We start from the raw sequence: 22,053 nt of genomic DNA, 5'->3' as shown, positions 1-22,053 counted from the left end.
GTCCATCCTCCACGTCCAGCCGTTCAACCTTCCTCCGGTGCGGCCGCGTCCGCCACGGCGGCCTCCGCTTCCGCCGCCGCAGCGAGCAGGGCCTTTTGAAAATTTGCGAATACCTTTTGAATGATTTTACGCGCTTCTCCATCAATCAGCCGCCCGCCGAGGCTGGCGATCGGTCCGCTGATCACGGCATCGCACTGCCATTTCAGAAGGGTTCCGTTCTCCACGTCAGTGAGCCTGACTTCCACATTCATCTCGACCCCGCTGCCCATGCCCCCTCCCTTAATCGGGAGGGCCATCACCACTCCCGGTTCTATCACGGACAGTTCACAGGTCAGGTCAAACTTGCCGCGCACAGGTCCGACGCCCACCTTTACGCGAGCGTTAAAACGATTCTCACTCTCGACCTTCAATTCGAGCAAATCGGGAATACAAGGCCCCACTCGATGGGGATCGGTCATAAACTCCCAAACCTTTTCCCTCGGCAGCTCAAGGGTATATTCTCCTCCATATGTTCGCATGGCTTTGCCTCCCCACATGTTTTCAGTCAATGCTTGTGCCGCCGCCGATCTCCGGCCCAAAGCCCGGCCGTTGCCGACGGATCCCCATGCGGCGCCTCGTCAAGCGTGGCTCAGATAGGCTTCCGGATCGCGCGCAAAACGGTCCCGACACCCGGCGCAGCAAAACCCGTAGATCGTTCCGTCCAACACCAGACGGTGAGGAGACTTTTCCAAGTCCACGGTCATTCCGCACACCGGATCGATCACTTGTCGGGGGGCCGCAAGCTCTCGGCTGTCCGCGGCCTCGTCGGGTTCCGGATGCCCTTCGGCCGATTGTCCCCGCCAGCGCACTTGGGCGTGGCGGCGGCGGCGCTCCACGATTTGGGCCAGAATGCTGAGGGCGATCTCTTGGGGCCCCAGGGCGCCGATATCGAACCCCGCGGGTGCTGTGACGAAGTCGATGAATTCGCTCGAAGCACCTGCTGCCGTGAGATCGGTGCGCATGGCCGTCCAGCGTTTCGGGCTGGTGACCAAGCCCAGGTACCGGAGCGGCAGGGCGGACAGGGCCAGCAGTCCGTCGACATCGTATACCCCCATCGTGGCCACCACGCCATAGGCCGCCGTGCCGGTGTGAAGATCCAGTTGATTGCGCAGCCTGGTCGGCGGTTCGTCCGCAACGCCGCCGGGTGCCGCCTCTTCCAGAGAGATCCGGAGCGGCGCCAGGGCGAATCGGGGAGCCCATTCTTCCAGGGCGAGGGCGATCGGGGACGTTCCCACAATGATCAGCGGGGGATCCATGTTCTTGGGTTCCAGAAACAGTTCCACCGTGCCTTCGGATGCGCACGTCATGGACAGGACCGTCACATCTTCCTCCACCCGGCCAGGCGGCTGTGACGTGACCAGCACGAGTTTGCTCTCGCCGGTGCGCAGGCACTCCTGCGCTTGGCCGATCACCAGATCCCGCGTACAATGGCCGCCGACAAAGCCTTTCATCTCGCCGTCCGCCGTCACAATGGCTTTATCGCCGACCGTCGCCGAACTGGGCCTCTTGCGGCGGACCACCGTCACCATGACATACGGTTCGGCCCGTTCATCCAAGCTTTTCGCAGTCTCCCTGAGATTGTCCATCCGTTTGGCCCGGCGGCACCAAAACCGCCGGGCCTTCCCTCCTCCGTCCAGGATGGCGATCGAAATCACTCGTCGATGCCGTGTTCCCTCAAGATGCTCCATACCTTCCACGGAAAAATCGGCATGTCGATATGCTCCACGCCAAGCGGCGACAGGGCATCCACCACCGCATTGACGAACGCCGCGGGAGAACCGACATTCGGCGATTCGCCCACCCCTTTGGCACCGATGGGATGGTGCGGCGACGGCGTCACCGTGCGATCCGTTTCCCAATGGGGCGTGTCCAGCGACGTGGGAACGAGGTAATCCATCCAGTTCGGCGCCAGACAGTTGCCGTCCGCATCGTAGGGAATGTCTTGCATGAACGCGATCGCAAACCCTTCGGTGAGACCTCCGTGCACCTGGCCTTCGACAATCATGGGATTGATCACGTTGCCGCAATCATCGACGGCCATGAAACGCCGAACCTTGACGGCACCCGTGCCTTTGTCGATGTCGACCACGGCGATGTAAGCCCCGTTGGGAAAGGTGAGATTCGGAGGATCGTAGTAGTACGTCGCCTCCAAGCCCGGTTCCATGCCCTCCGGCACGTTGGTGTAGGCGGCAAAGGCGACATCTTTCATCGAGACCGATCGACCCGGCAACCCTTTCACCGTGAAGGCCAGGCCATCCCAGATCACATCGTCTTCGCCGACCTCCAACAGATGGGCGGCGATCTTGCGAGCTTTTTCCCGAATCCTGCGCCCGCAGAGTGCGGCGGCGCCGCCGGCCGTAGGCGTCGAGCGGCTGGCGTATGTGCCCAGCCCATAGGGCGCCGTATCGGTGTCGCCTTCTTCGATCAACACGTCATCCGCGCTGAGTCCAAGTTCTTCCGCGATGATTTGGGCAAAGGTCGTTTCGTGTCCCTGACCCTGGTGCCGCACACCGAGCCGGGCGATCACTTTGCCGGTGGGATGGACGCGGATCTGGGCACTGTCGAACATCTTGATCCCCATGATGTCGAAGGTGTGCCCCGGACCGGCGCCGACAATCTCGGTGAAGGTCGAGATGCCGATCCCCATGAATTCTCCCCGGGCGCGCTTTTCCGCCTGTTCTTTGCGCAGTTCGGCGTATCCGATGCGCTGCAGCGCGAGATTCAGTGTTTTTTCGTAGTCTCCGCTGTCGTAGACCCATCCGGTCGGCGAGTGATACGGGAACTGATCCTTCCGGATGAAATTGCGGAGGCGCAGCTCGGCCGGATCCATCTGCAACCGCCGAGCCAATACATCCATCACGCGTTCAATCAGGTATGAGGCTTCTGTGACGCGGAATGAACAGCGATAGGCCACCCCGCCCGGAGCTTTGTTCGTATAAACTCCGTCCACCTCGACAAATGCTGATCTGAAATCATAGGATCCTGTCACAATACTGAATAGTCCGGCCGGGAATTTGGACGGATCGGCGGCGGCGTCAAAAGCACCGTGGTCGGCGACCGTCTTCACCCGGAGCGCCAACACGCGGCCGTCCTCCCGGGCCGCGATCTCGGCGGTCATGTGGTAGTCGCGCGCAAAATTGGTGCTGGTAATATTTTCGGTGCGGGTTTCAATCCACTTCACGGGGACGCCCAATTTCAGGGAAGCGACGATGGCACAGACGTAGCCTGGATATACGGGGACTTTGTTTCCAAAGCCGCCTCCGACATCGGGTGAAATGACATGGATCTGGTGTTCGGGAAGGCCGCTGACCATCGCGAGCACCGTCCGGTGGGCGTGCGGCGCCTGGGAAGTGACATAAAAAGTCAACCTCCCCGTGGCGGAATTGTAGTCGGCCACGCACCCACACGGTTCGAGCGGTGAAGGATGGACGCGGGGAAAGCGCACATCCTGCTTGACGATCACCGGCGCGTCGCGGAAAAGGGCCTCGGTTTGCTCGCGGTCTCCCGCTTCCCAGTGGAAGATGTGGTTTGACTTCTTCTCTTTGTCTTCCCGGAGAATGGGGGCGTCCGGCTCAAGGGCCTTGAATGGATCCACCACGACCGGCAAAGGTTCGTAATCGACCTCAATCAACTGGAGGGCGTCCTCCGCCTGAGCGCGCGTCTCGGCGACGACCGCGGCGACTTCTTGATACTGAAACAACACCTTGCCCGTGGCCAGCACCATCTGCGTGTCCCCCGCCATGGTCGGCATCCAGGCGAGGTTCATGCCGGCCAGGTCCTCGCCCGTGATCACCAGTTTGACCCCGGGTGCGGCCAGTGCCGCGGACGCATCAATGCGGCGGATGCGGGCATGTGCGTACGGACTGCGCAGCACGCACATGTACAGCATGTTCGGCAGCATAATGTCATCGATGTAGCGGCCCTTCCCGCGAATCAGTCGAGGATCTTCCTTGCGGCCGATCGACTTGCCCATGGGCCGCAGCTCAGTCTGTTGCAGTGCCACTGGCGGCCACCTCCCCCAATGCTTCTCGGGTTTTGTCCGCCATGGTGCGAGCGGCGGACTGAACGGCTTTCACGATATTCACATATCCTGTACACCGACAGATATTGCCCGAAAGCCCCTCGCGGATCTCCGCTTCTGTCGGCATCGGATTCTCCTGCAGGAGTGCGTAGGAAGCCATGAGCATGCCCGGCGTGCAATAACCGCACTGCAGCGCGTGTTCTTCCCAAAAAGCGCTTTGCAGCGGGTGCAGTTGACCGTCCTGATCCAGGGATTCCACGGTCAACACTTCGCGGCCGTTCGCTTGTACAGCCAGTACGGTGCACGACTTAACCGCTTTCCCGTCGAGAAGCACCGTACAGGCGCCGCAACTGGTCGTATCGCAACCGATGTGCGTGCCCGTCAGTTTGAGTTCTTCGCGCAGGTAATACGCCAACAATGTGCGCGGCTCGACATCCGATTCGTACAGGCGACCGTTCACTTTGACCCGGATGATCATTGAATGCCCACCTTTCCGTGCAGTTCTTCCGCAATTTCACGGAGTGCGCGTGAGGCAAAGATGCGTAACAGGTCCCGCTTATAAACCGCACTGCCCCGCAGGTCGTCTGTCGGGTCGGCATCTTCCGGCACCAGCTTTGATGCGGCCGAGATGGTCTCGTCAGTCAGAGGCTGCCCGATGAGCGCCGCCTCCGCCTTCGTTGCCCGCAGAGGAATCGGACCGCAGGCGCAAATGCCGATGCCCGCGTCGCATACGAGGCCATCACCGCCAAGCCCGATGTGCACGGCCAAACCCGCGATAGCGAAATCACCGGCCTTGCGTTCGAGCTTCATGTACCGGGCGGCCACGGGTCCGGCGGGAGCCGGCAGATGGACCGCGACGGCGAGTTCATTTTCCTCCAGGGATGTCGCAAAGGTGTCCACGAAGAACTCGTCGATGGGAATTCGCCGACTTTTCTCCGGACTCCGCACTTCCACCTCGGCATGCAGGGCCATCATCGCGGTCCCCCAATCGGATGCGGGATCTGCGTGCACGAGGGAACCGCCGATTGTCCCGCGGTTGCGGATCAACGGATCGGCGATCCAGCGGGCGGTGCGGGACAACAGCGGGAATTGTTCGCGGAGTTCTGCCGAATGTTCCAATTCGGCATGGCGTGTCATTGCGCCGATCCGCAATGTTCCGTCGACTTCGCGCCAGCCTCGGAGATCGTCCACGCCGTTAATATCAATGAGTACGGCCGGGGCTGCGATGCGCAATTTCATCATCGGCAACAGGCTTTGGCCGCCCGCCAACACCTTGCCGTCGTAGCCGTACTCGGTCATGAGACGGATCGCCTCGTCGACCGATGTCGGCGCTTCGTACCTGAACGCATTGGGAAACACGGTAAAACCTCCTTTGCCTAAGAAATTCGATCGGTAAAACCTCCTAAAACGACGATCCACGGAAGGTTGCTTCAAAAATTGGACAAAGATTTTTTCCGTTTCCTTAAAGTATTATAGAATGTTACAATAGGTATGGAATAGACCCGATTGGGTGTTTTTCGATACCCGATCGATGGGTTCCCAGCCGATCTCCTGCCGCTACAGCCTTCGAAAGGACGGGAGAGAGTCTATGCGTGAACCTTCGAATCACGCTGAAATGGCACAGATTTTATCGGAAGCTTTGGAACGCCTGCAACCCTGGATGGAGGAGGGAATTGAACCGCTGCTGCAGGCCGCGGTTGACTATGCGCGAAAATTGGTGCGCGCCTCCTTCGCCGGGATTATCATCGTGGAACCCGAGGACCCGTTCGCCATCCGGTACTTGAAGGTTTCCGGCTGGCAATCGATGCCCGCCGAATTTCCAAAAGGGCACGGCATGTACTTTGTACCGGCAAAAACCGGCCACTCGCTGCGCGTGGAATCCATTTCCCAACATCCGCTATCCATGGGGGTGCCGTCGGGCCATCCGCCGGTCGAAGCGTTGCTGGCCATTCCGTTGAGGCACGGCGGGAAACCGATTGGCTGTATGTTTTTCGGCAAGCCGCCCAGGGCTGGAGCTTTTACCAAAAATGACGAAGACATTATGAACGGGTTTGCGTCATTGTGTGCGATTGCCATCTCATGGTGCGACCAAAAAGACGAGAACCGTTTTCACATTGTGGCGGAGGAACGGCGGCGAATTGCGGAGGAATTGCACGATTCGCTTTCGCAAACGTTGTTTGCGGTGTCCCGCGAGATTGACCGTCTGGAACGAATCCTGCCGACGGTGAGGGAGAAAGATGAAGTGCAGGTTCGGATCGCTCGTTTGCGCGAATTAACAGAACAATGCCAATCAGAATTGCGCACTATATTGTTCCGGCTCATGGATGATGAGGAAAAACCGAACGTGACCGCCTTGACGCATCTCGTGCAAGAATTCCAACGGGTGAGCGGGATTTCCACACGGCTGATTACGCACGGAAACTTCGGCCGGCTGAGTCTGTCCGTTCGGCAAGCCGTTCTTAAGATTGTCGCTGAAGCCTTGACCAATGTCTACCGCCATGCCAACAGTCCGGTCGCGGTCGTCCATGTTCTTGTGGAACCGGACCGGGCCACCGTCGCGGTGCAGGACGCGGGCATCGGCATCTCCGACGAGGCTCTTCGCTTCATGAGCTATCCCACCGGACATTTTGGGCTGTATTCGATGGCGCGGTCCGTGGCCGATCTCCATGGGACGCTGGATATCTTTCGCAATGACGACGGAGGAACCACCGTTCGCTGCACCTTTCCGGTCGACCCCGAGCAAGGGTCCATTTCCACAGGAGATTTACAAGGGGGTGGAATCATTGGCGGAACGCATTGTTGTCGTGGACGACCATGAACTGGTTCAAATCGGTTTGCACACCCTTTTGACCGATCACGGATTGGATGTGGTCGGGTACGCCGGCACCGGATCGGAAGGACTTGCGCTCATTCAATCTCTGCAGCCGGATCTGGCCTTGATCGATGTGCGTCTGCCCGATATGAGCGGCATCCAATTGTGCCAGTCGGTACGGGAGGCCAATACACATATCCGGCTGGCCATTCTGACCGCATTGATGGATAAATATGTCGTTCATGCTTGTCTTCAGACAGGAATTCAGGGGTACTTGCTCAAGAATATGCCCGGAGACGAGTTGTTCCGCGCCATTCGAAATATTTTGGATGGAAAGTCGGTTCTCGATCCGGCGGTGACCGAGTATGCCCTGCGCTGGATTGAATCCCGCAAGGACAGTGAATCGGGCAAAGATGCGCTCGACTTGCGGGATGTGGAGATTCTGCGCCTGATAGCCCAAGGACGGACCAATCAAGACATCGGTAGACACTTGCATTTGTCCGAAAACACCGTCAAGGTCATTGTGAATGAGATCTATCGTTGCCTCGGCGTCAGAAGCCGCGTGGAAGCCGTCATGGAGGCGAACCGGCGCGGACTTCTGTGAACTGGGTTCTCTGCCCGGCATTCTTCGGGATTTTCGCCGGACCGGCCGGACGTCGGTGAGACGGGAGCAATGCACCCGTGAACCTCGGTCCCGAGGATGCGAGGGCGATCCCGTGTGGGACGGGACAAGTCATAGGGACACTGCCATTGTTTCCCGCTCCGGCCTGCGCTCTTCACCCCAATTCCCCAGGATCCGGTCGATGTCCCGGTTGAGCTGGGGTTCGCGACAAAGGTCTTTGAAACCCACGCCGGGCAAGGTATCTCCGCGGGTTGACCCCGCGGCCCCATTGAAGCTCCTTTTTTTGTATGTCGAACCGTACCAGCATTTCGTCGGGAACAGGTCTCGGACGGTTCCGTCATATCTTCCGAAAACCAATTCCGGGTCAAAAGACTACAGATGGATCGGTGTGCATCGCATGTTGGGGTAGGTTAAATCATTGGGGCAATGGCTTCCCAACAGGTGGTACAAGGCATTGTTGTCTGGAGAGTTCTCGATAAGTGACCGAATACCTGGTCTTTTCTGAATTAAAGTAGATCCAACGGTGTGTAAATGGAATATATGTTTTATTTTACTTATAAGGGAGAACTATGATGTCCGGACGAATATGGGGAAGCGAAATTTGGGCAATGGGAAAAAGTACGGGGGAAGGCTTGAAGAGGCACATTTCTGGTGTTATAGGTGGATGGTGCAGGTCGCGACGGGGAGTTGTTCGAAGGGCCTGTAGTCCGTGCGCGAACCTGTAGTGACGGGGAATTTCCCGGGATGTTCGCGATCTGGATTTTTTGCCGGTTTGTCGGGAAAAGGAAGAAAGGGATATCAGACGCAAGTGCCTCGAGAGGCGCAATGCAGTCCAGGTTCGCGAAATAGGCCATTGAAATCCGCATCACACAAGGTATAATAAGCGAAGAGTAGATCCGCGGAATGACTCCGCGGCCCCATTGAAGCGGCACGAAAACCGCCCAACCACACACCGGACACCGAGTAGATCCGCGGAATGACTCCGCGGCCCCATTGAAGCTTGGATCGCTATGCACGGTCTGAAGACGAGTACTTGCAAGTAGATCCGCGGAATGACTCCGCGGCCCCATTGAAGCATCCGCCATAGGCCATCACATCCTCCATTTGCTCGGTAGATCCGCGGAATGACTCCGCGGCCCCATTGAAGCATCCGCCATAGGCCATCACATCCTCCATTTGCTCGGTAGATCCGCGGAATGACTCCGCGGCCCCATTGAAGCGTCGGTCTCTTCGATGCCGTGCAGCCGAAGGATGGTAGATCCGCGGAATGACTCCGCGGCCCCATTGAAGCTACGCGGTTCCAAGGTTCCGATGCTTCCCGATACGAAGTAGATCCGCGGAATGACTCCGCGGCCCCATTGAAGCAACAAATCCTCGCCCGTGATGACGTTCCGCCCAACGTTGGTAGATCCGCGGAATGACTCCGCGGCCCCATTGAAGCTCAAGTGCGTCCTCGCCTTCGTCAGTATCTTTGAGTAGATCCGCGGAATGACTCCGCGGCCCCATTGAAGCCTCTATCCGGCTGCCCCGAGTGCCATGCAGGCTGAGCCCACCGGCAGATTCCTGGTCACCACAGACCGTGTATCGCCCGCCCTGAGTCAAAATGACACTGCCGATCGTTCCTCTACCACCCGCGCACGCGACAACTTTCACGTCCATATGTGGAAGGTACCATGGTATAATGAATCCGTCTTGACGGTCCAAGCCCTGTAAGACCGACACGAATCAAGGCGGTGGGTGCATGTCTGCGTCTCAAACCGTTCGATTCGCAAGCCGACTCTTTGACTTGGTGAACCTGATCGTCACAAACCCCAAGCTGTACACAGCTCCTCGTCTGGCGGAACATTTTCATGTGTCCGTCCGAACAATCAGACGGGACATTCGCCTCATCGAAGACCTCGGCATCCGCGTCGAGTCGGAGCCGGGGGGAGGGTATTTTATCATGCGGGATTTGCAGCGAATCCCGGGGATTTTGACCGAAGATGAGCGAGCGGTTTTGGATATCATGCCCGCCCTCCTTCACGCCTCGCTCCCGCACGGCCGCGTTCATCCGCTGGTCGACACCTATCGGCGCGCCGTGGAAAAGCTTCTGCCAGAAAAATCTCTTCCCGCGCGTCAAGTCGCTGATGAATCCCTTTCGACTGAGGGGCGAATCATCGCGGACCTATCGAGATCCCCGCATCAGACAGACGATCGATTGCTGTTTGAAATTTTGTTCGCCATTCGGGCATGTCGCATTCTCGAAATGGATTATGTCAAAATCGGTGCGTCTGCACCGGAGACCCGGATGGTGAACCCCTACTACCTCGTACCTTGGCACAATTCCCTATATCTTATCGGTTTTTGTCACCTTCGTCAGGCATTTCGCACCTTTAAAATCCTGCGGATTCGTCGTGCCAAATGTCTCGCGCAAACTTTTGAGCGGGATGCCCGTTTTTCTCTGGGTGAATTTTTAAAATCGGCTTGGGGGATCGATCAATCCGGCCCAAGAGTGGAGGTGCACGTGCGGTTTGCACCACTTGTGGCGCATTATGCCCAGGAGGATGTCCGCCGTCACTCCATTCTTCGGGAAGTGTACCTTGCGGACGGAAGTTACGAAGTGTGGTTTAGGGTACATTGGAACTGGGAATTTTTAAGGTTCGTTCTCCAGTATGGCGGTGGGGTCGAAGTGCTTGAGCCTTTGGAGGTGCGGGATCAGGTTCGAGAGGAGATTTTGCGCATGAGCGGCTTGTACAAAAAAATTGATGAGGCTCCTCAAGGCGTGACATGATTTGACACCCCCGTCCTGTATGATGACGTTGCGAGCAAGTCCTAGGGCATGAATTTGGAGGAGGCGTCATTCATGTTTGCCTTCGGGGATTTTTATGAAGAGCGTGGATGGACCGTCGTCCATCAGTATGATCAGCCGGGGCGGTCACCCCAACGGTTCTCGACAGAGATTGTTGAGCTGTCGGAGGTCACACAAAAGTACGTGACGAAACAGTTCCCCAGTGGACTTTATCGCCATCAGATGGAAGCGGTTCGGCAGTTTACAAAGGGGGACCATGTATGCCTCAACACAGGCACCGCTTCAGGAAAAAGCGCGGCCTTTTATTGTAGCGGGATCGAGACACTAGCGAAGGAGCCGAAAGCCCGAATCCTCGCCATCTATCCGATGAAAGCTTTGGCCGCCGAACAGGAAGACCGGTGGAGAGAGGCCATTCGCCAATCGGGATTAACGGTCCAAGTCGGTCGCATCGACGGAAGTGTTTCCCGTTCGATGCGCAACCAACTGCTGACGGAGTGCAGGGTCGTGGTCGCGACCCCGGACGTGGTTCACGCGTGGTTTCTGTATAACCTGGCTGAATTGCCCATTCGGCGGTTTCTCTCGCACCTGAAGCTCGTCGTGGTGGACGAGGTTCACACCTATACCGGCGTCTTTGGCTCGAATGCGGCCTTCCTTTTTCGACGGCTGGCTCATGCTTGCGACAGCTTGGGGACGCAGTATCAATACGTCTGCGCTTCGGCTACAATTCGGGATCCGGCGAACCATTTGCGCCAGTTGTTTGGGGAACCCTTTGCCTTGATTGGTGAGAACTCAGATACTTCTCCGAGATATCCCGTCACCATTGAAATGGTGAGTCCCCCCAAAGACAACGATTTTTTGACAGAGACAACCGCGCTGCTCAAATATTTGAGCACGCAGTCCCGCGGACGTTTCATTGCGTTTGTCGACGGTCGCCGGCAAACCGAGATGATTACCTCGATTCTGGCGAGAAATGATACCGACGAGCCCATTGCAGATCCCGACCAGTTTATTCGGCCGTTGGAGCACCTGGACATTCTCCCCTACCGGGCCGGGTACGAAGAACAGGATCGATTGACGATTCAAAACCGCCTGTCCGGGGGTGGCGTTCGGGGGGTGGTGTGTACCAGTGCCTTAGAGCTGGGCATGGATCTTCCCCACCTTGATGTGGCGGTATTAATCGGCGTCCCCGCCTCGAACACCAATTTTATCCAACGCATGGGTCGCATCGGCCGCCATGGCCCGGGCCATGTCATCGTGGTGAATTCGTATGGGGTGTACGACCAGGCGGTGTTTCGCAATCCGGAGCTGCTTATGAATCGGCCATTAGCCGAAAGCGCGCTGTACCTTGAAAACCCGCGCATCCAATACATCCACGCCCTGTGCCTGGCCCGATTGGGAGGTGAGTACGATTCCGCGCTTCGACAGACCGACCCGGACCCCTCTAATTATGAACCTTCACAACAAGTCGAATGGCCGCCGGGATTCGTCGAATTGTGCAGGCAGGAACGCATGGGGCAGGTTCCCAAAGATCTTCAGCCGATGAAATCGGAAGCCGGAGATCAACCGAACACGACCTATCCTCTGAGGGACGTGGAGACGCAGTTCGAAGTGGAACTTGTCCAGGGCCCCCACCGTGAACGTTTGGGCTCTCTGTCCCATGCCCAGGTGTTGCGCGAGGCGTATCCGGGGGCCGTTTATTACTACGCGACACAGCCGTATCGCGTTTATCGCATCTTGACGAAAGAAAAGCGGATTCAAGTCCGGCGGGAGTCCCGGTATTTTACGTCCCCCATGCGAAGACCGACGATGGTTTTCCCGGGGCTGAGCGAGGACCAAGTTTATCAGGCTCTGTCTTTCGGCAGCCTCGTTGGGATCGAGGCAGATCTCCAGATCAACGAGACGGTGTACGGTGTCCGGGAAAGAAGGGGTTCCAAGGAGATGGAGCCGATTGAATATCCCTTTTCACCCGCTCACGGACTTGCGAATGTGTATTTTGACCGGGATCGTTTTAGTCGGACCTACTTTACGACGGGGGTGACGTTGTTTCACCCAGCCTTCGATGGCGACAAGGTAGAAATGGAAGCCTTGGCGCGTCTCGTCTACGAAGCGTTTTTGCTGGTCTTGCCTTTCGAACGCCGGGATCTGGGTTTTGCGGTGGACCGCCTTCGGCAAGATAATTTGCCCATGCAAAGGGGATCCCGTTTTATCTGCATCTATGACGAGACCTATGGAAGTCTTCGTTTGAGCGGGCGGATCCTGGAAGACGGTGTCCTCGTGAAGATGGGCCGGCACATGCAAAATCTCGCGGAAGCCTCTTTTGACGAACCGCTTCGCGATGAGACCTGGGAGGCGATGCTCCGATTGGTGGAAGACGCCCGGAACTCGGCTGTGCCCTATGGTTTCCTCCCATCTCCTCAATCTACTCCATCGAAAAATCAGCGGGTGAAGGTCATCCGGCCCGGAAGCGTAGGCCTGGCGGTCCGCAACAACAATGAGTGGTTTAAAGTCGAGAATGTTTTTTTCAGTCCCAGGTTTGGAACGATCGCCTACCGTGGCTCTTATCCCGGGCGTATGTCGTCAGAAGATGTCGCGATTACATGGCCCCAAGACGCGATCGTCGAAATTCCTGGAGTTACCGAATTCGCCGAGTATGATCTCGAAACGGGCGAAATTTTAGAATTGGATCGAGTGTGAGACGTAAGGGAATGAAGGAGGTTTTCGCTGCGGCGATGACAGACGCAGAACGATTCGCTCAACGTTTTGAGCAAGCAGTGGGATTTCCGCCATTGCCTTATCAAGTGCGCATGGCTTTGGCACCCGAATGGCCCGGTTTGGTCCGGGTGCCCACGGGCCTCGGAAAAACCGCGGCGGTCGTCCTGACCTGGTTGTGGAGACGGCGCTATGCTGACCCTAAAGTCCGACAATCCTGCCCCCGCCGATTGGTTTATTGCCTCCCCCTGCGGACGTTGGTCCAACAAGTGGTGGACAATGTGGCCCTTTGGCTATCCCGACTGAACGTGCCCGTATTCGGACATGTTGCCGCTGCGGGTTCACAGTCTTCTGAACGCGGATCAGATTCTGAGTTCGGCGAACCGGTCGGTGTGTACGTGATGATGGGCGGTGCGGTCGAACGGGATTGGGTGAGGTTGCCGGAGTACGATCAGATACTCATCGGAACCCAGGATCAATTATTATCCAGGGCATTGAACCGAGGTTATGGAGTCAGCCGAGGCCGCTGGCCGATGGATTTTGCTTTCCTGAACAACGATGTGTGGTGGGTCTATGATGAGGTTCAATTGATGGGTGGCGGCGGCATCTATACCACGGCCCAATTGGAGGCTTTTCGTCGCCGGTTCGGAACGTGTGGCTCGAATTACAGCACTTGGATGTCCGCGACCTTGGATCCCGAATGGCTGGACACGATCGACTTTGTACCCTATCGCAATGCCACCTGGTGGATTGATCTGGATGAGGACGATCTGACGCATCCCGTCATCCAGCAACGGTACAGAGCTCGGAAGCTGTTGTATTGGTCAGATTTTTATCTGTCTTCCAGTGACGCGAGTCGGCCTAACGAATATGCGAAACGGGTGGCCGAACTTGCCCTTGGGAAGCATCGGGAAGGGGCGCTGACCCTTGTCATTTTGAATCGTGTGAACCGAGCTCAGGCTGTGTACCGACAGCTTCTCGCCATGAGTCCCAATGTTCCGATCCGGTTGGTGCACAGTCGGTTTCGTCCGGCGGATCGCCAGGATATCGGACGCGCGGTCATTGAGATGGAGTCTTCCGGAGGGATTGTCGTGGCCACCCAAGCCGTGGAGGCCGGGGTGGACCTATCCGCCCGTACTTTGATCAGCGAAATCGCGCCTTGGGCATCTCTAGTCCAGCGTTTTGGTCGATGCAACCGCCGCGGGGAGTTTCAAGAGGCGGATGTTTGGTTGCTTGATATGGAAGACGACCTTGACTGTGCTCAGCCCTATGCTGAGGAGGAGATCAAGGAAGCGAGGGCTCGGCTGCGCGAGCTCGAGGAAGTTGGTCCGGAGAGCCTGAAAACCTGGCGCATGCCCCCGCCTGAGGGGCAGGTTTTGCGACAAAGGGATGTGCTGGATCTGTTTGATACGACGCCGGATCTGGCGGGACTCGACCTTGATATCTCTCCTTATGTGCGGGATATATCGGACACGGATGTCCAGGTCTACTGGCGGTCGATTGGGGAAGGACCACAACTATCGGACTGGCCGGCGAGACCCGAGGAAATTTGTAATGTCTCCATGTCTGCGATGCGGGACTATCTCACGGCGAAAAAAGAGAATCGAACGAGAAAGGACAGGGTTTGGACCTGGGATTGGTTAACCGGGACGTGGATGAGCTTCCGGGAGAGGAACCCCGTGCCTGGCAAGGTTTATTTGTTAGATGCGGCCCTCGGTGGTTATCGGAAGGACGTCGGGTTCGATCCTGGGGCATGGGAACCAGTTTCTATCGTTCCGTCCGGCGATGAGGAGACAAGAAGGGAGGAATTGTCCGACGCCGATGATCCGAATACCTATCAAGGTTCGTTTGTCTTGCTCGCCGACCATTTAAAACATGTGGGTGAAGCCGCGCAAAGCTTGATGGAAAAGTTTCAGGAGCAGATTCCGGAGGACTTGCGGCGGGCCGTGGTGGAGGCCGCCAATTGGCACGATATCGGCAAGGCGCACCCGGTTTTTCAAGAGCGGTTGTTGGCGGGACTCTCAAACGACCACCCATACCGAGCGTCTCTGTGGGCGAAATCCGGCAGGGGGCCGGAGTATCATGAACCACAAGCGCAGTCATGCCAGGAAGACTCGCAGGAAAGGCTTGCCGGAAGTGGCGGGGAAGAAGGGCCCCTCACCCTGCTGAAAGTTCCGGATCGAAAACATTTTCGTCACGAGCTGGCCTCGGCCCTGGCGTATCTGCAACTTCATGATCCGGAACGGCCGGATGTGACGCGAGACTTGGTCACCTATCTCATTGCTGCCCATCATGGTAAGGTGCGCATGTCGATTCGATCGTTGCCGGACGAGATTCCGCCAGCTGCGGATCCCAGGGAGCGTTGGTTGTTCGCCAGGGGTGTTTGGGATGGCGATTCGTTGCCGGGGGTGATATTGCCCACCGGGGAGGTGTTGCCTCAGGTCACATTGCAGTTGGGATGGATGACGCTCGGTCGGGGTCCGTGGGGCGAAAGCTGGGTGGATCGGACCATGCACTTGTTAAAACAGTACGGACCTTTTCGCCTCGGTTTCCTCGAAGCGTTGGTCCGGGTGGCCGACTGGCGAGGCTCCGAGAGGGAGGGGAAGCGGGTATGATTCAGTTCACTGGCACGGCCCCTCGACCGTTATCTCATTATTTGAAGGCGATGGGGGTTTTGCGGCTTCTCGTGGAACAGGCGGATCCACATGCCCGGGGATGGTGGGAAGACGAGACGTTTTGCGTCGAAACCTCTCTCTCCTCATCAGATGTAGAAATGTTTCTTTTAACCCAATATCGCCCCACGCCCCTGGTGACCCCATGGAATGGCGGGAGCGGCTTCTTTGGTCGCGACGAAGCGCTACATGCCATTGAAACGTCTGAAACTGATCGACTGAGTGCGTACCGGACCACGATTGAAGAGGCACGCAGGATCCTCCAGGCGTTCGGATTGGAAAAAAAGCCGGACAACAAGGACAAGCGCCCATTGGTTCAAGCTTGTCGGAACCGTTTTCCGGATGAGGCGATTGCATGGCTGGACGCTTCTGTGGTGCTCACCACTGGAGATCTGGGATTCCCCCCACTTGCCGGAACCGGGGGGAATGACGGGAATCTGGAGTTCTCGAATAATTTTATGCAGCGAATCTTGAACGTGATGTCTCCCGTCAGCGGTGATCCGACCCCGATGGCGGCCACGTGGCTCCGGGCGGCGCTGTGGGGAGAGCCGACGTCCGGCCTCATGAAGGGAGCAATTGGCCAGTTTTCTCCAGGAGAGGCCGGTGGGCCGAATGCTCGCAGCGGGTTTTCGGGAAATTCTCTTGTGAACCCATGGGATTTCATCCTGATGCTCGAGGGCGCCCTCTTGTTCGCTTCGGCGGCGACCAAGCGTTTGGAACGACAGTCAGCTTCGGTGGTGGCGGCCCCGTTTACCGTCTACCCGACGGCGGTGGGACACGGTTCTACGGCGGATTCTGACAACTCCCGGGTGGCTCGGGCTGAAATGTGGTTGCCAATGTGGTCTCAGCCAGTGTCCTTAAGGGAACTGCAATATGTGTTTCGGGAAGGCCGGGCACAACTGGCGGGCAATCGGTCCCGGCGCGTCGCGAAAAATGGCGTCGATTTTGCTCGGGCCTGTGCGACTTTGGCCGTTGATCGCGGGATCGACAGCTTTCAGCGCTACTCTTTCCTCAAGCGATATGGGAAGGCCTATCTGGCAGTACCTTTGAACCGTTTTGTGGTTCAAAGGCGACCCTATGCGGAATTGTTGTCCGAAGCGGACAACTGGATCGAACTATTCTCTCGGGTAGAGAATACCTCTCACGCCTTTCAATCCGCCCTGCGAAAGATTCGGGAGGCTGAGTTCCTGTACTGCCAATACGGTGGGAGCCGGCGTATGCAGGAACTGTTGATCGCCCTGGGGCGGGCGGAGAAGCTGCTGAGCCAAGTGACGAGCGCCCGTGAAAAAGTGCCGCCACTCACACTGCGCAATCCGGCTTGGTGGGAGGCTGCCGACGACGGCTCGTGGGCTTTTCAAGCAGCGCGCGGTTTTGTTTCGACCTTACCGGGCACAGCGGGATCGATTCGCTCCTTTTTGTCCCCGGTGGAACCGGACCAGCCAGGTCGTTGGAGTGTGGAATCGAGTCCGCCTCGGGTGGTCTGGAAGTCCACCGATTTGGCGACGAACCTGGCGGCGGTGCTCCGACGACGCTTTTTGGAGGCTGAGCGGGCTGAGGTCGACAGAGGCGATAGGCGGGGGATCGTGCGACCGGAGTCGGTGGACAAGCCCACGGCGGGCCTCCGTCCGGTGCCGGTGTGGATCGTGGTGCGACTGCTCCATGAGACCAACAGCGACAGGCGAATCGCTGACTTGATCTGGGGTTTGTTGCCCTTGAGTCAGAGTGCACGCCCGGGAGGTGTTTTCGATCGAAGCGTGCGGCGAGAAGAGTCAAAATACGCAGTGCCTTGGGTATACATCCTGGCCCGACTGATTACGGCACCGGAGGCGCAGATACAGCGCATTTTTCCGGGAGTTGCCCCGGTGCCGGTACCCAACCAGTTTCTCGCCTCCCTTGCGGCCGGCGATCTGGACCGGGCGGAGAGAATGGCTGAACACAGGCTTCGGGGGAGTGGATTCGCGAGCCCATTTTTCCAAAAAGGTGTTTCACCCTGGCTCAGCCGCAGCTCGGTGGCTGACCGCCGGCGAATGGGCACACGTATTGTCGCAATGTTGGCCTTACCCGTTGCGGATCGGGATCTGAGAACCCTGGCACACATGGCTGCGCTCGCCACAGACGTCGGGGCGCAAGAAGCGGTTGAACATGGGCCACCTTTTGCCGATGAACCTACCCGGTAAAGGATGGTCGCGCGGTCGTCATTGTGACGGAGAGAGGAGAATGAAGTCATGGATCTTGATTTCTCGATGCTGAAGAGTCAACCGAGGCTGCTGCTGGAGGCGGAATTGAGGCCGATACAAGGAACGAGATTTCAGCCGACGGGATTTCCGGATTTGGGAGCGGCTCAGTACGAAGGGCCAAACGGAGAATCATTGCTGCTGGTGGAATCGGCACAAAGCATGGCCAACCGGTTGGAGATCGTGTGCTGGGACGAACAGGCCCAGGATTGGGTGGAACCTTTGCGGGGGCTGCCCATGATCAAGGTGGTTAAACCGAATGGAGAGATGTTGACCAACTCCTTGCTGGAATCCCATCGGCTCAATTCCCCCTATATATTGGAAGGAAAAGATACGTCCGTGTTGGCGCTTCTCAAAGAAGAATTGAACAGTATGGAAGAGGGACCTGTGAATCTGCGCAGGCTGGCGGAAGTGGTTTTTCGCTATGACACGAATGCGCTGCTCCACGGCGTATTCTTGGCGAAGTCGGAACTCGCCGGCGGTCGGTTGCGGTTGCCCCGGGTGTTGTCGGCCTTTATTGAGGCGGAAGGCGTCAAAGTGGCCCAAAATGGCGGGGTGAAAAATGACCGGGTGAATCCGAGTGGCGACACGCGCAAAGGATTTGGCAATGTTCCCTTTTACCGGGAGGAATATACGGCGCAACGGATCGTGGCGTATTTTAATTTGGACCTGTCCCAGATCCGGTCTTTTGGCATTCCCGACCCCGGGGAAGAATTTCTGATTTCGTTTGCCCTGTACAAAATCCGGCGCTTCTTGGACGTGGGGTTGCGATTGAGGACGGCCTGCGATCTGGAATGTGTGAGCATCCGAGCGACTCGTCCCGAGGATTGGCCCATTCCGGAAGAGGAGGACTTGGTTCGGGTGATTCCTGGTCAGATCCGTCAACTGCGGGACAAAGGTCTGCTGGGAGAATCACTCACGGTCGAGTATCGGCCTAAGTAAGCACGCGGAAATGAATCTGGGGGGTTCGGGCAGTGGATCACGAGTGGGCTGTCGCATTTCGGTTTCCCGGTGGGCGATACCACGCTAACCCTTGGGGCCGCCATGTCAATGAAGGGGACGTGGAGTGGCCCCCGTCTCCGTGGAGGGTGTTGCGGGCGCTTATGGCAACATGGTTCCACAAGGGTCCGGTCATCCGGGAGGATTTATTATATGGGGAAGACGGCGATGGACAAGGCCGCCTGGAGGCGGACCAAGTTTTTGATTCGTTGGTGGTCAAATTGGCTTCGGTGTTGCCGGTGTATTATTTGCCCAAGGCGAGTCGGGGACACACTCGACACTATATGCCTGGGCCGGGTCATGACAAATCCCTCGTTTTTGATGGGTTCGTTCGCCTCAACCCCGAAGACCGGGTGGTGATGGCCTGGCCGGGACTGGCGTTCGCCGACGAAGAGCGTCTCCTGTTGGATCGTATTTTGCGGCATATGACGTATCTGGGTCGCACTGAGAGTTGGGTGGAGGCGCGGCTGGTGGAATGGACGGGGATCCCCAACTGCTATCCGATTGAGCGGGAGAGCGTATACGGTTCGACTGCGGAGGACATGGAGCCGGTGGCGGTTATGGCGGTGCAGAGTGAAGATCAGTTTCTCGCGTGGCGGGATGGGGTACGAGAGGGTTCCCGGATCGGAGGGGGGAACACCCGGCGAGGCCGGAGAGGGCCGAAGATTCCCGTGACAATCGTCGAAGCCCTGGCCGTCGATACCTCCGACCTGGAGCGAGAGGGTTGGAATCAGCCACCCGGATCTCGCCGTGTCATCTATCTTCGCCCCTACGGGTGTTTCGAAGAAAAAATTGACAATCGCGGTGGGGGAGACGAGGGCAGAGGCGCCTTTCACATCGCGCGTTTTGCGTTGGCCGGAACTCCCTTGCCGAGCCGATTTAATGCCGTTACGGTGGCGGAGTTGTTCCGCCGAGCCTTGTTAAGCCGTCTGGACAAACAAGCTCCCCGGACGATCACCGGGCGGGACGAGCACCAACGCGTCCTCGCCGACAGTCATAACCATGCGTTCTTTCTCCCGGAAGACGCGGATAGGGATGGCCGGGTGGACCATCTTTTGCTGTACAGTGCGGAACCATTTACTGAACCGTTAATTCGTGTGTTGCAATCTTTGAGGAAACTATATACCGGGGAACAAGAGTGGCGGGTGTTCTTGGAAGGGCTGGGATCGAGGTTGGACCAGGCCGTGGCGAAAGGAATGGAGTCTTCCTTGTCTTCCTTGCTCGGTCCGGCCCGGGTTTGGGAATCGGTGACCCCTTATCTTCACCCGTGGTTCCAGAAAAAGGGCGGGAAATTCGGCAGGGAGGAGCAACTGAGGAAAGAGATTCGCCTTCGGGGGCTGCCGGAACCAGTGTTGATTGAATGGAAGCCCTTCGTGCGCGTGGGGGGCCGGGCGGCCTCTGTGCTTCAGTTCCGGCGTTTTCGAAGCAAAGGAAGTTCCCAAAGCCAACCGGATCGTCACGGAGGGTTCTACCATATCGAGTTCCCGGAACCAGTTCCGGGCCCCCTTGCTTTCGGATATGGGTGTCATTATGGACTCGGTTTATTCGCTCCGGTGGCGGCATCGTGGTCCCAACCGGAGGTTCAGGGAAAAAGCGAAGGTACTCGGATGTAGGTCCCGCAACGGTAGGGTGGTGGGAGGAGTTGCTTGGCGGTAGCCAATTTAAGGTAGGCCAAATAGCTGGGGCAGTGGTGTCCACCACAGGTGTGAGAGGGCACTCGGGTGTGAGGAGGTTGCAGTGAGGGACCAAGCCTCTTTACTTCTCCGGGCTGTGGGGGAGCCAGTCGGCTTTACACGGCATGGGGGAGTGGTTATGGCGGTATGTCTCGGGGAGTGTAAGGCTGCGGCGAATATGAGCAAGCAGATTTTCAGGGAAATAGTGCTTATGGGAGAAGGGTGAGGAGCCGATTCCGGTGCTGTCACTGGATGGCGCCGGTGTCGGCGGGGGCTGTTTGCGGGCATCTCTGGTTGCTTGCGCGAACCTGTAGTGATGGGGGATTTCCCAGGGGGTTCGCGATCCGGATTTTTTGCTGGTGTGGCGGGGAAAAAGGGAAAGAGGTGTGAGATGGAATGCCTTCGCGGAGTACCATGCAACTGAGGTTCGCGAAAAAGACCATTGAAATCCGCACCACACAAGGTATAATAAGCGAGGAGTAGATCCGCGGAGTGACTCCGCGGCCCCATTGAAGGTTGAGACGGATGGTGAACGGTGCAAGCTTGTGGACTATGTAGATCCGCGGAGTGACTCCGCGGCCCCATTGAAGGATTCGACACAAAAGACACATCATTTCCCCATCTCAGGTAGATCCGCGGAGTGACTCCGCGGCCCCATTGAAGGTTCTTGGAGCGATTGGGAACGGTCTCGAATTTGGATCGTAGATCCGCGGAGTGACTCCGCGGCCCCATTGAAGGGCCCACTTTCGGAACGATGTTCGTTGGCGATCACCCCCGTAGATCCGCGGAGTGACTCCGCGGCCCCATTGAAGGGCGGTAACACTGGTAACTCTGATACACAGATACTCGTAGATCCGCGGAGTGACTCCGCGGCCCCATTGAAGGTACTTCGGCTGTTCCATCATGGCCGGATGCGTGACGTGTAGATCCGCGGAGTGACTCCGCGGCCCCATTGAAGCCTTTCAGCCTCCGTTGCAGCTCGTTGATTGCCTCGATGTAGATCCGCGGAGTGACTCCGCGGCCCCATTGAAGCAGCGCGAAGTACAGCATTCCAACGAAAGCCACAAGCTCGTAGATCCGCGGAGTGACTCCGTGGCCCCATTGAAGCACGTATAATACCGAAATTAGGCTGCCATTGTAAGTCAAGTAGATCCGCGGAGTGACTCCGCGGCCCCATTGAAGCAAGTCTACCGTATCGTAGGAGATTGGCAGGAAAATGTAGATCCGCGGAGTGACTCCGCGGCCCCATTGAAGCATCCTCAGATGGAGTTTTTAATCCCCCAGCCGTCGTAGATCCGCGGAGTGACTCCGCGGCCCCATTGTTGCCTCGGTGGTCGGTCCTTCGGCGAGCCCCTCAGTGTGAACATCTGTGGAACAATGCCATGATCATTTAAAGCCTTCCATGTTTTGATGAGGCTTTATTAAGCCCCGGCGGTTTCCTCGGTCAACAACGCAAACTTCTTGTTTGAAATCATCAGCCGCAC

The 22,053-nt window shown here is 57.6% G+C and carries 13 protein-coding genes and 2 CRISPR repeat arrays; of the genes, 8 read left to right on the top strand and 5 right to left on the bottom strand.

Annotated features, from left to right (window positions below; translation table 11 throughout):
* Positions 1–23: 23 nt before the first annotated feature.
* The 5 genes from CVV65_RS13940 to CVV65_RS13920 all read right to left on the bottom strand — a co-directional run bounded on the left by CVV65_RS13940 (position 24) and on the right by CVV65_RS13920 (position 5,419).
* Positions 24–518 carry an SRPBCC family protein gene (locus tag CVV65_RS13940; RefSeq protein WP_100668644.1) on the bottom strand — a complete coding sequence of 165 codons (495 nt, stop codon included), beginning with the start codon at positions 516–518 and terminating at the stop codon, positions 24–26.
* 99 nt (positions 519–617) lie between these two features.
* Entirely contained in the window at positions 618–1,727 is a 1,110-nt protein-coding gene (locus tag CVV65_RS13935; RefSeq protein WP_232796630.1) for an XdhC family protein, read from the bottom strand.
* Entirely contained in the window at positions 1,691–4,042 is a 2,352-nt protein-coding gene (locus CVV65_RS13930) for an aerobic carbon-monoxide dehydrogenase large subunit (RefSeq protein ID WP_100668643.1), read from the bottom strand. Before CVV65_RS13930 ends, CVV65_RS13935 begins: the two co-directional genes overlap by 37 nt.
* The gene (locus CVV65_RS13925) at positions 4,023–4,538 is read right to left on the bottom strand and encodes a (2Fe-2S)-binding protein (protein ID WP_100668642.1); all 516 of its coding nucleotides are present in this window, start codon (positions 4,536–4,538) and stop codon (positions 4,023–4,025) included. Before CVV65_RS13925 ends, CVV65_RS13930 begins: the two co-directional genes overlap by 20 nt.
* Positions 4,535–5,419, bottom strand: a complete 885-nt coding sequence (locus CVV65_RS13920) for an FAD binding domain-containing protein (protein ID WP_100668641.1) — start codon at positions 5,417–5,419, stop codon at positions 4,535–4,537. Before CVV65_RS13920 ends, CVV65_RS13925 begins: the two co-directional genes overlap by 4 nt.
* A gap of 229 nt (positions 5,420–5,648) precedes the next feature.
* Here CVV65_RS13920 and CVV65_RS13915 point away from each other — a divergent pair, with 229 nt between their 5' ends.
* From CVV65_RS13915 to csb2, 8 genes are all read left to right on the top strand, one after another.
* Positions 5,649–6,878, top strand: coding sequence for a GAF domain-containing sensor histidine kinase (locus CVV65_RS13915; RefSeq protein ID WP_198592038.1), 1,230 nt, complete (start codon positions 5,649–5,651; stop codon positions 6,876–6,878).
* Positions 6,844–7,476, top strand: coding sequence for a response regulator (locus tag CVV65_RS13910; protein ID WP_198592037.1), 633 nt, complete (start codon positions 6,844–6,846; stop codon positions 7,474–7,476). The genes CVV65_RS13915 and CVV65_RS13910 overlap by 35 nt, the downstream gene beginning before the upstream one ends.
* Before the next feature lie 908 nt (positions 7,477–8,384).
* Positions 8,385–9,006: a CRISPR direct-repeat array (repeat unit 37 nt; unit sequence GTAGATCCGCGGAATGACTCCGCGGCCCCATTGAAGC).
* A gap of 229 nt (positions 9,007–9,235) precedes the next feature.
* Positions 9,236–10,264, top strand: coding sequence for a helix-turn-helix transcriptional regulator (locus CVV65_RS13905; RefSeq protein WP_100668638.1), 1,029 nt, complete (start codon positions 9,236–9,238; stop codon positions 10,262–10,264).
* Between the two features lie 72 nt (positions 10,265–10,336).
* Positions 10,337–12,976 (top strand): DEAD/DEAH box helicase, encoded by a 2,640-nt coding sequence (locus CVV65_RS13900; protein WP_198592036.1) that lies wholly within the window; start codon positions 10,337–10,339, stop codon positions 12,974–12,976.
* An 11-nt stretch (positions 12,977–12,987) separates the two neighbouring features.
* The gene (gene cas3g, locus CVV65_RS13895) at positions 12,988–15,606 is read left to right on the top strand and encodes a type I-G CRISPR-associated helicase/endonuclease Cas3g (RefSeq protein WP_100668636.1); all 2,619 of its coding nucleotides are present in this window, start codon (positions 12,988–12,990) and stop codon (positions 15,604–15,606) included.
* Positions 15,603–17,840 (top strand): type I-G CRISPR-associated protein Cas8g1/Csx17, encoded by a 2,238-nt coding sequence (cas8g1, locus tag CVV65_RS13890; RefSeq protein ID WP_100668635.1) that lies wholly within the window; start codon positions 15,603–15,605, stop codon positions 17,838–17,840. Before cas3g ends, cas8g1 begins: the two co-directional genes overlap by 4 nt.
* A 48-nt stretch (positions 17,841–17,888) precedes the next feature.
* Entirely contained in the window at positions 17,889–18,839 is a 951-nt protein-coding gene (cas7g, locus tag CVV65_RS13885; RefSeq protein WP_100668634.1) for a type I-G CRISPR-associated RAMP protein Csb1/Cas7g, read from the top strand.
* A 32-nt stretch (positions 18,840–18,871) separates the two neighbouring features.
* The gene (gene csb2, locus CVV65_RS13880; RefSeq protein WP_157935535.1) at positions 18,872–20,509 is read left to right on the top strand and encodes a type I-G CRISPR-associated protein Csb2; all 1,638 of its coding nucleotides are present in this window, start codon (positions 18,872–18,874) and stop codon (positions 20,507–20,509) included.
* Positions 20,510–21,048: 539 nt separating this feature from the next.
* Positions 21,049–21,895: direct repeats of the CRISPR family, unit length 37 nt; unit sequence GTAGATCCGCGGAGTGACTCCGCGGCCCCATTGAAGG.
* Between the last annotated feature and the right edge of the window lie 158 nt (positions 21,896–22,053).

Source organism: Kyrpidia spormannii, assembly GCF_002804065.1.
Classification (GTDB): Bacteria; Bacillota; Bacilli; order Kyrpidiales; family Kyrpidiaceae; genus Kyrpidia; species Kyrpidia spormannii.
The sequence above is the reverse complement of the archived record's forward strand: the minus strand, read 5'-3'. Positions and strand labels throughout refer to the sequence as shown.

Excerpts from the sequence above, each read along its gene's own strand:
- CVV65_RS13940 (WP_100668644.1), bottom strand. The coding sequence starts at position 518 with ATGCGAACATATGGAGGAGAATATACCCTTGAGCTGCCGAGGGAAAAG.
- CVV65_RS13935 (WP_232796630.1), bottom strand. The coding sequence starts at position 1,727 with ATGGAGCATCTTGAGGGAACACGGCATCGACGAGTGATTTCGATCGCC.
- CVV65_RS13925 (WP_100668642.1), bottom strand. The coding sequence starts at position 4,538 with ATGATCATCCGGGTCAAAGTGAACGGTCGCCTGTACGAATCGGATGTC.
- CVV65_RS13915 (WP_198592038.1), top strand. The coding sequence starts at position 5,649 with ATGCGTGAACCTTCGAATCACGCTGAAATGGCACAGATTTTATCGGAA.
- CVV65_RS13905 (WP_100668638.1), top strand. The coding sequence starts at position 9,236 with ATGTCTGCGTCTCAAACCGTTCGATTCGCAAGCCGACTCTTTGACTTG.
- CVV65_RS13900 (WP_198592036.1), top strand. The coding sequence starts at position 10,337 with ATGTTTGCCTTCGGGGATTTTTATGAAGAGCGTGGATGGACCGTCGTC.
- cas3g (WP_100668636.1), top strand. The coding sequence starts at position 12,988 with ATGAAGGAGGTTTTCGCTGCGGCGATGACAGACGCAGAACGATTCGCT.
- cas8g1 (WP_100668635.1), top strand. The coding sequence starts at position 15,603 with ATGATTCAGTTCACTGGCACGGCCCCTCGACCGTTATCTCATTATTTG.
- cas7g (WP_100668634.1), top strand. The coding sequence starts at position 17,889 with ATGGATCTTGATTTCTCGATGCTGAAGAGTCAACCGAGGCTGCTGCTG.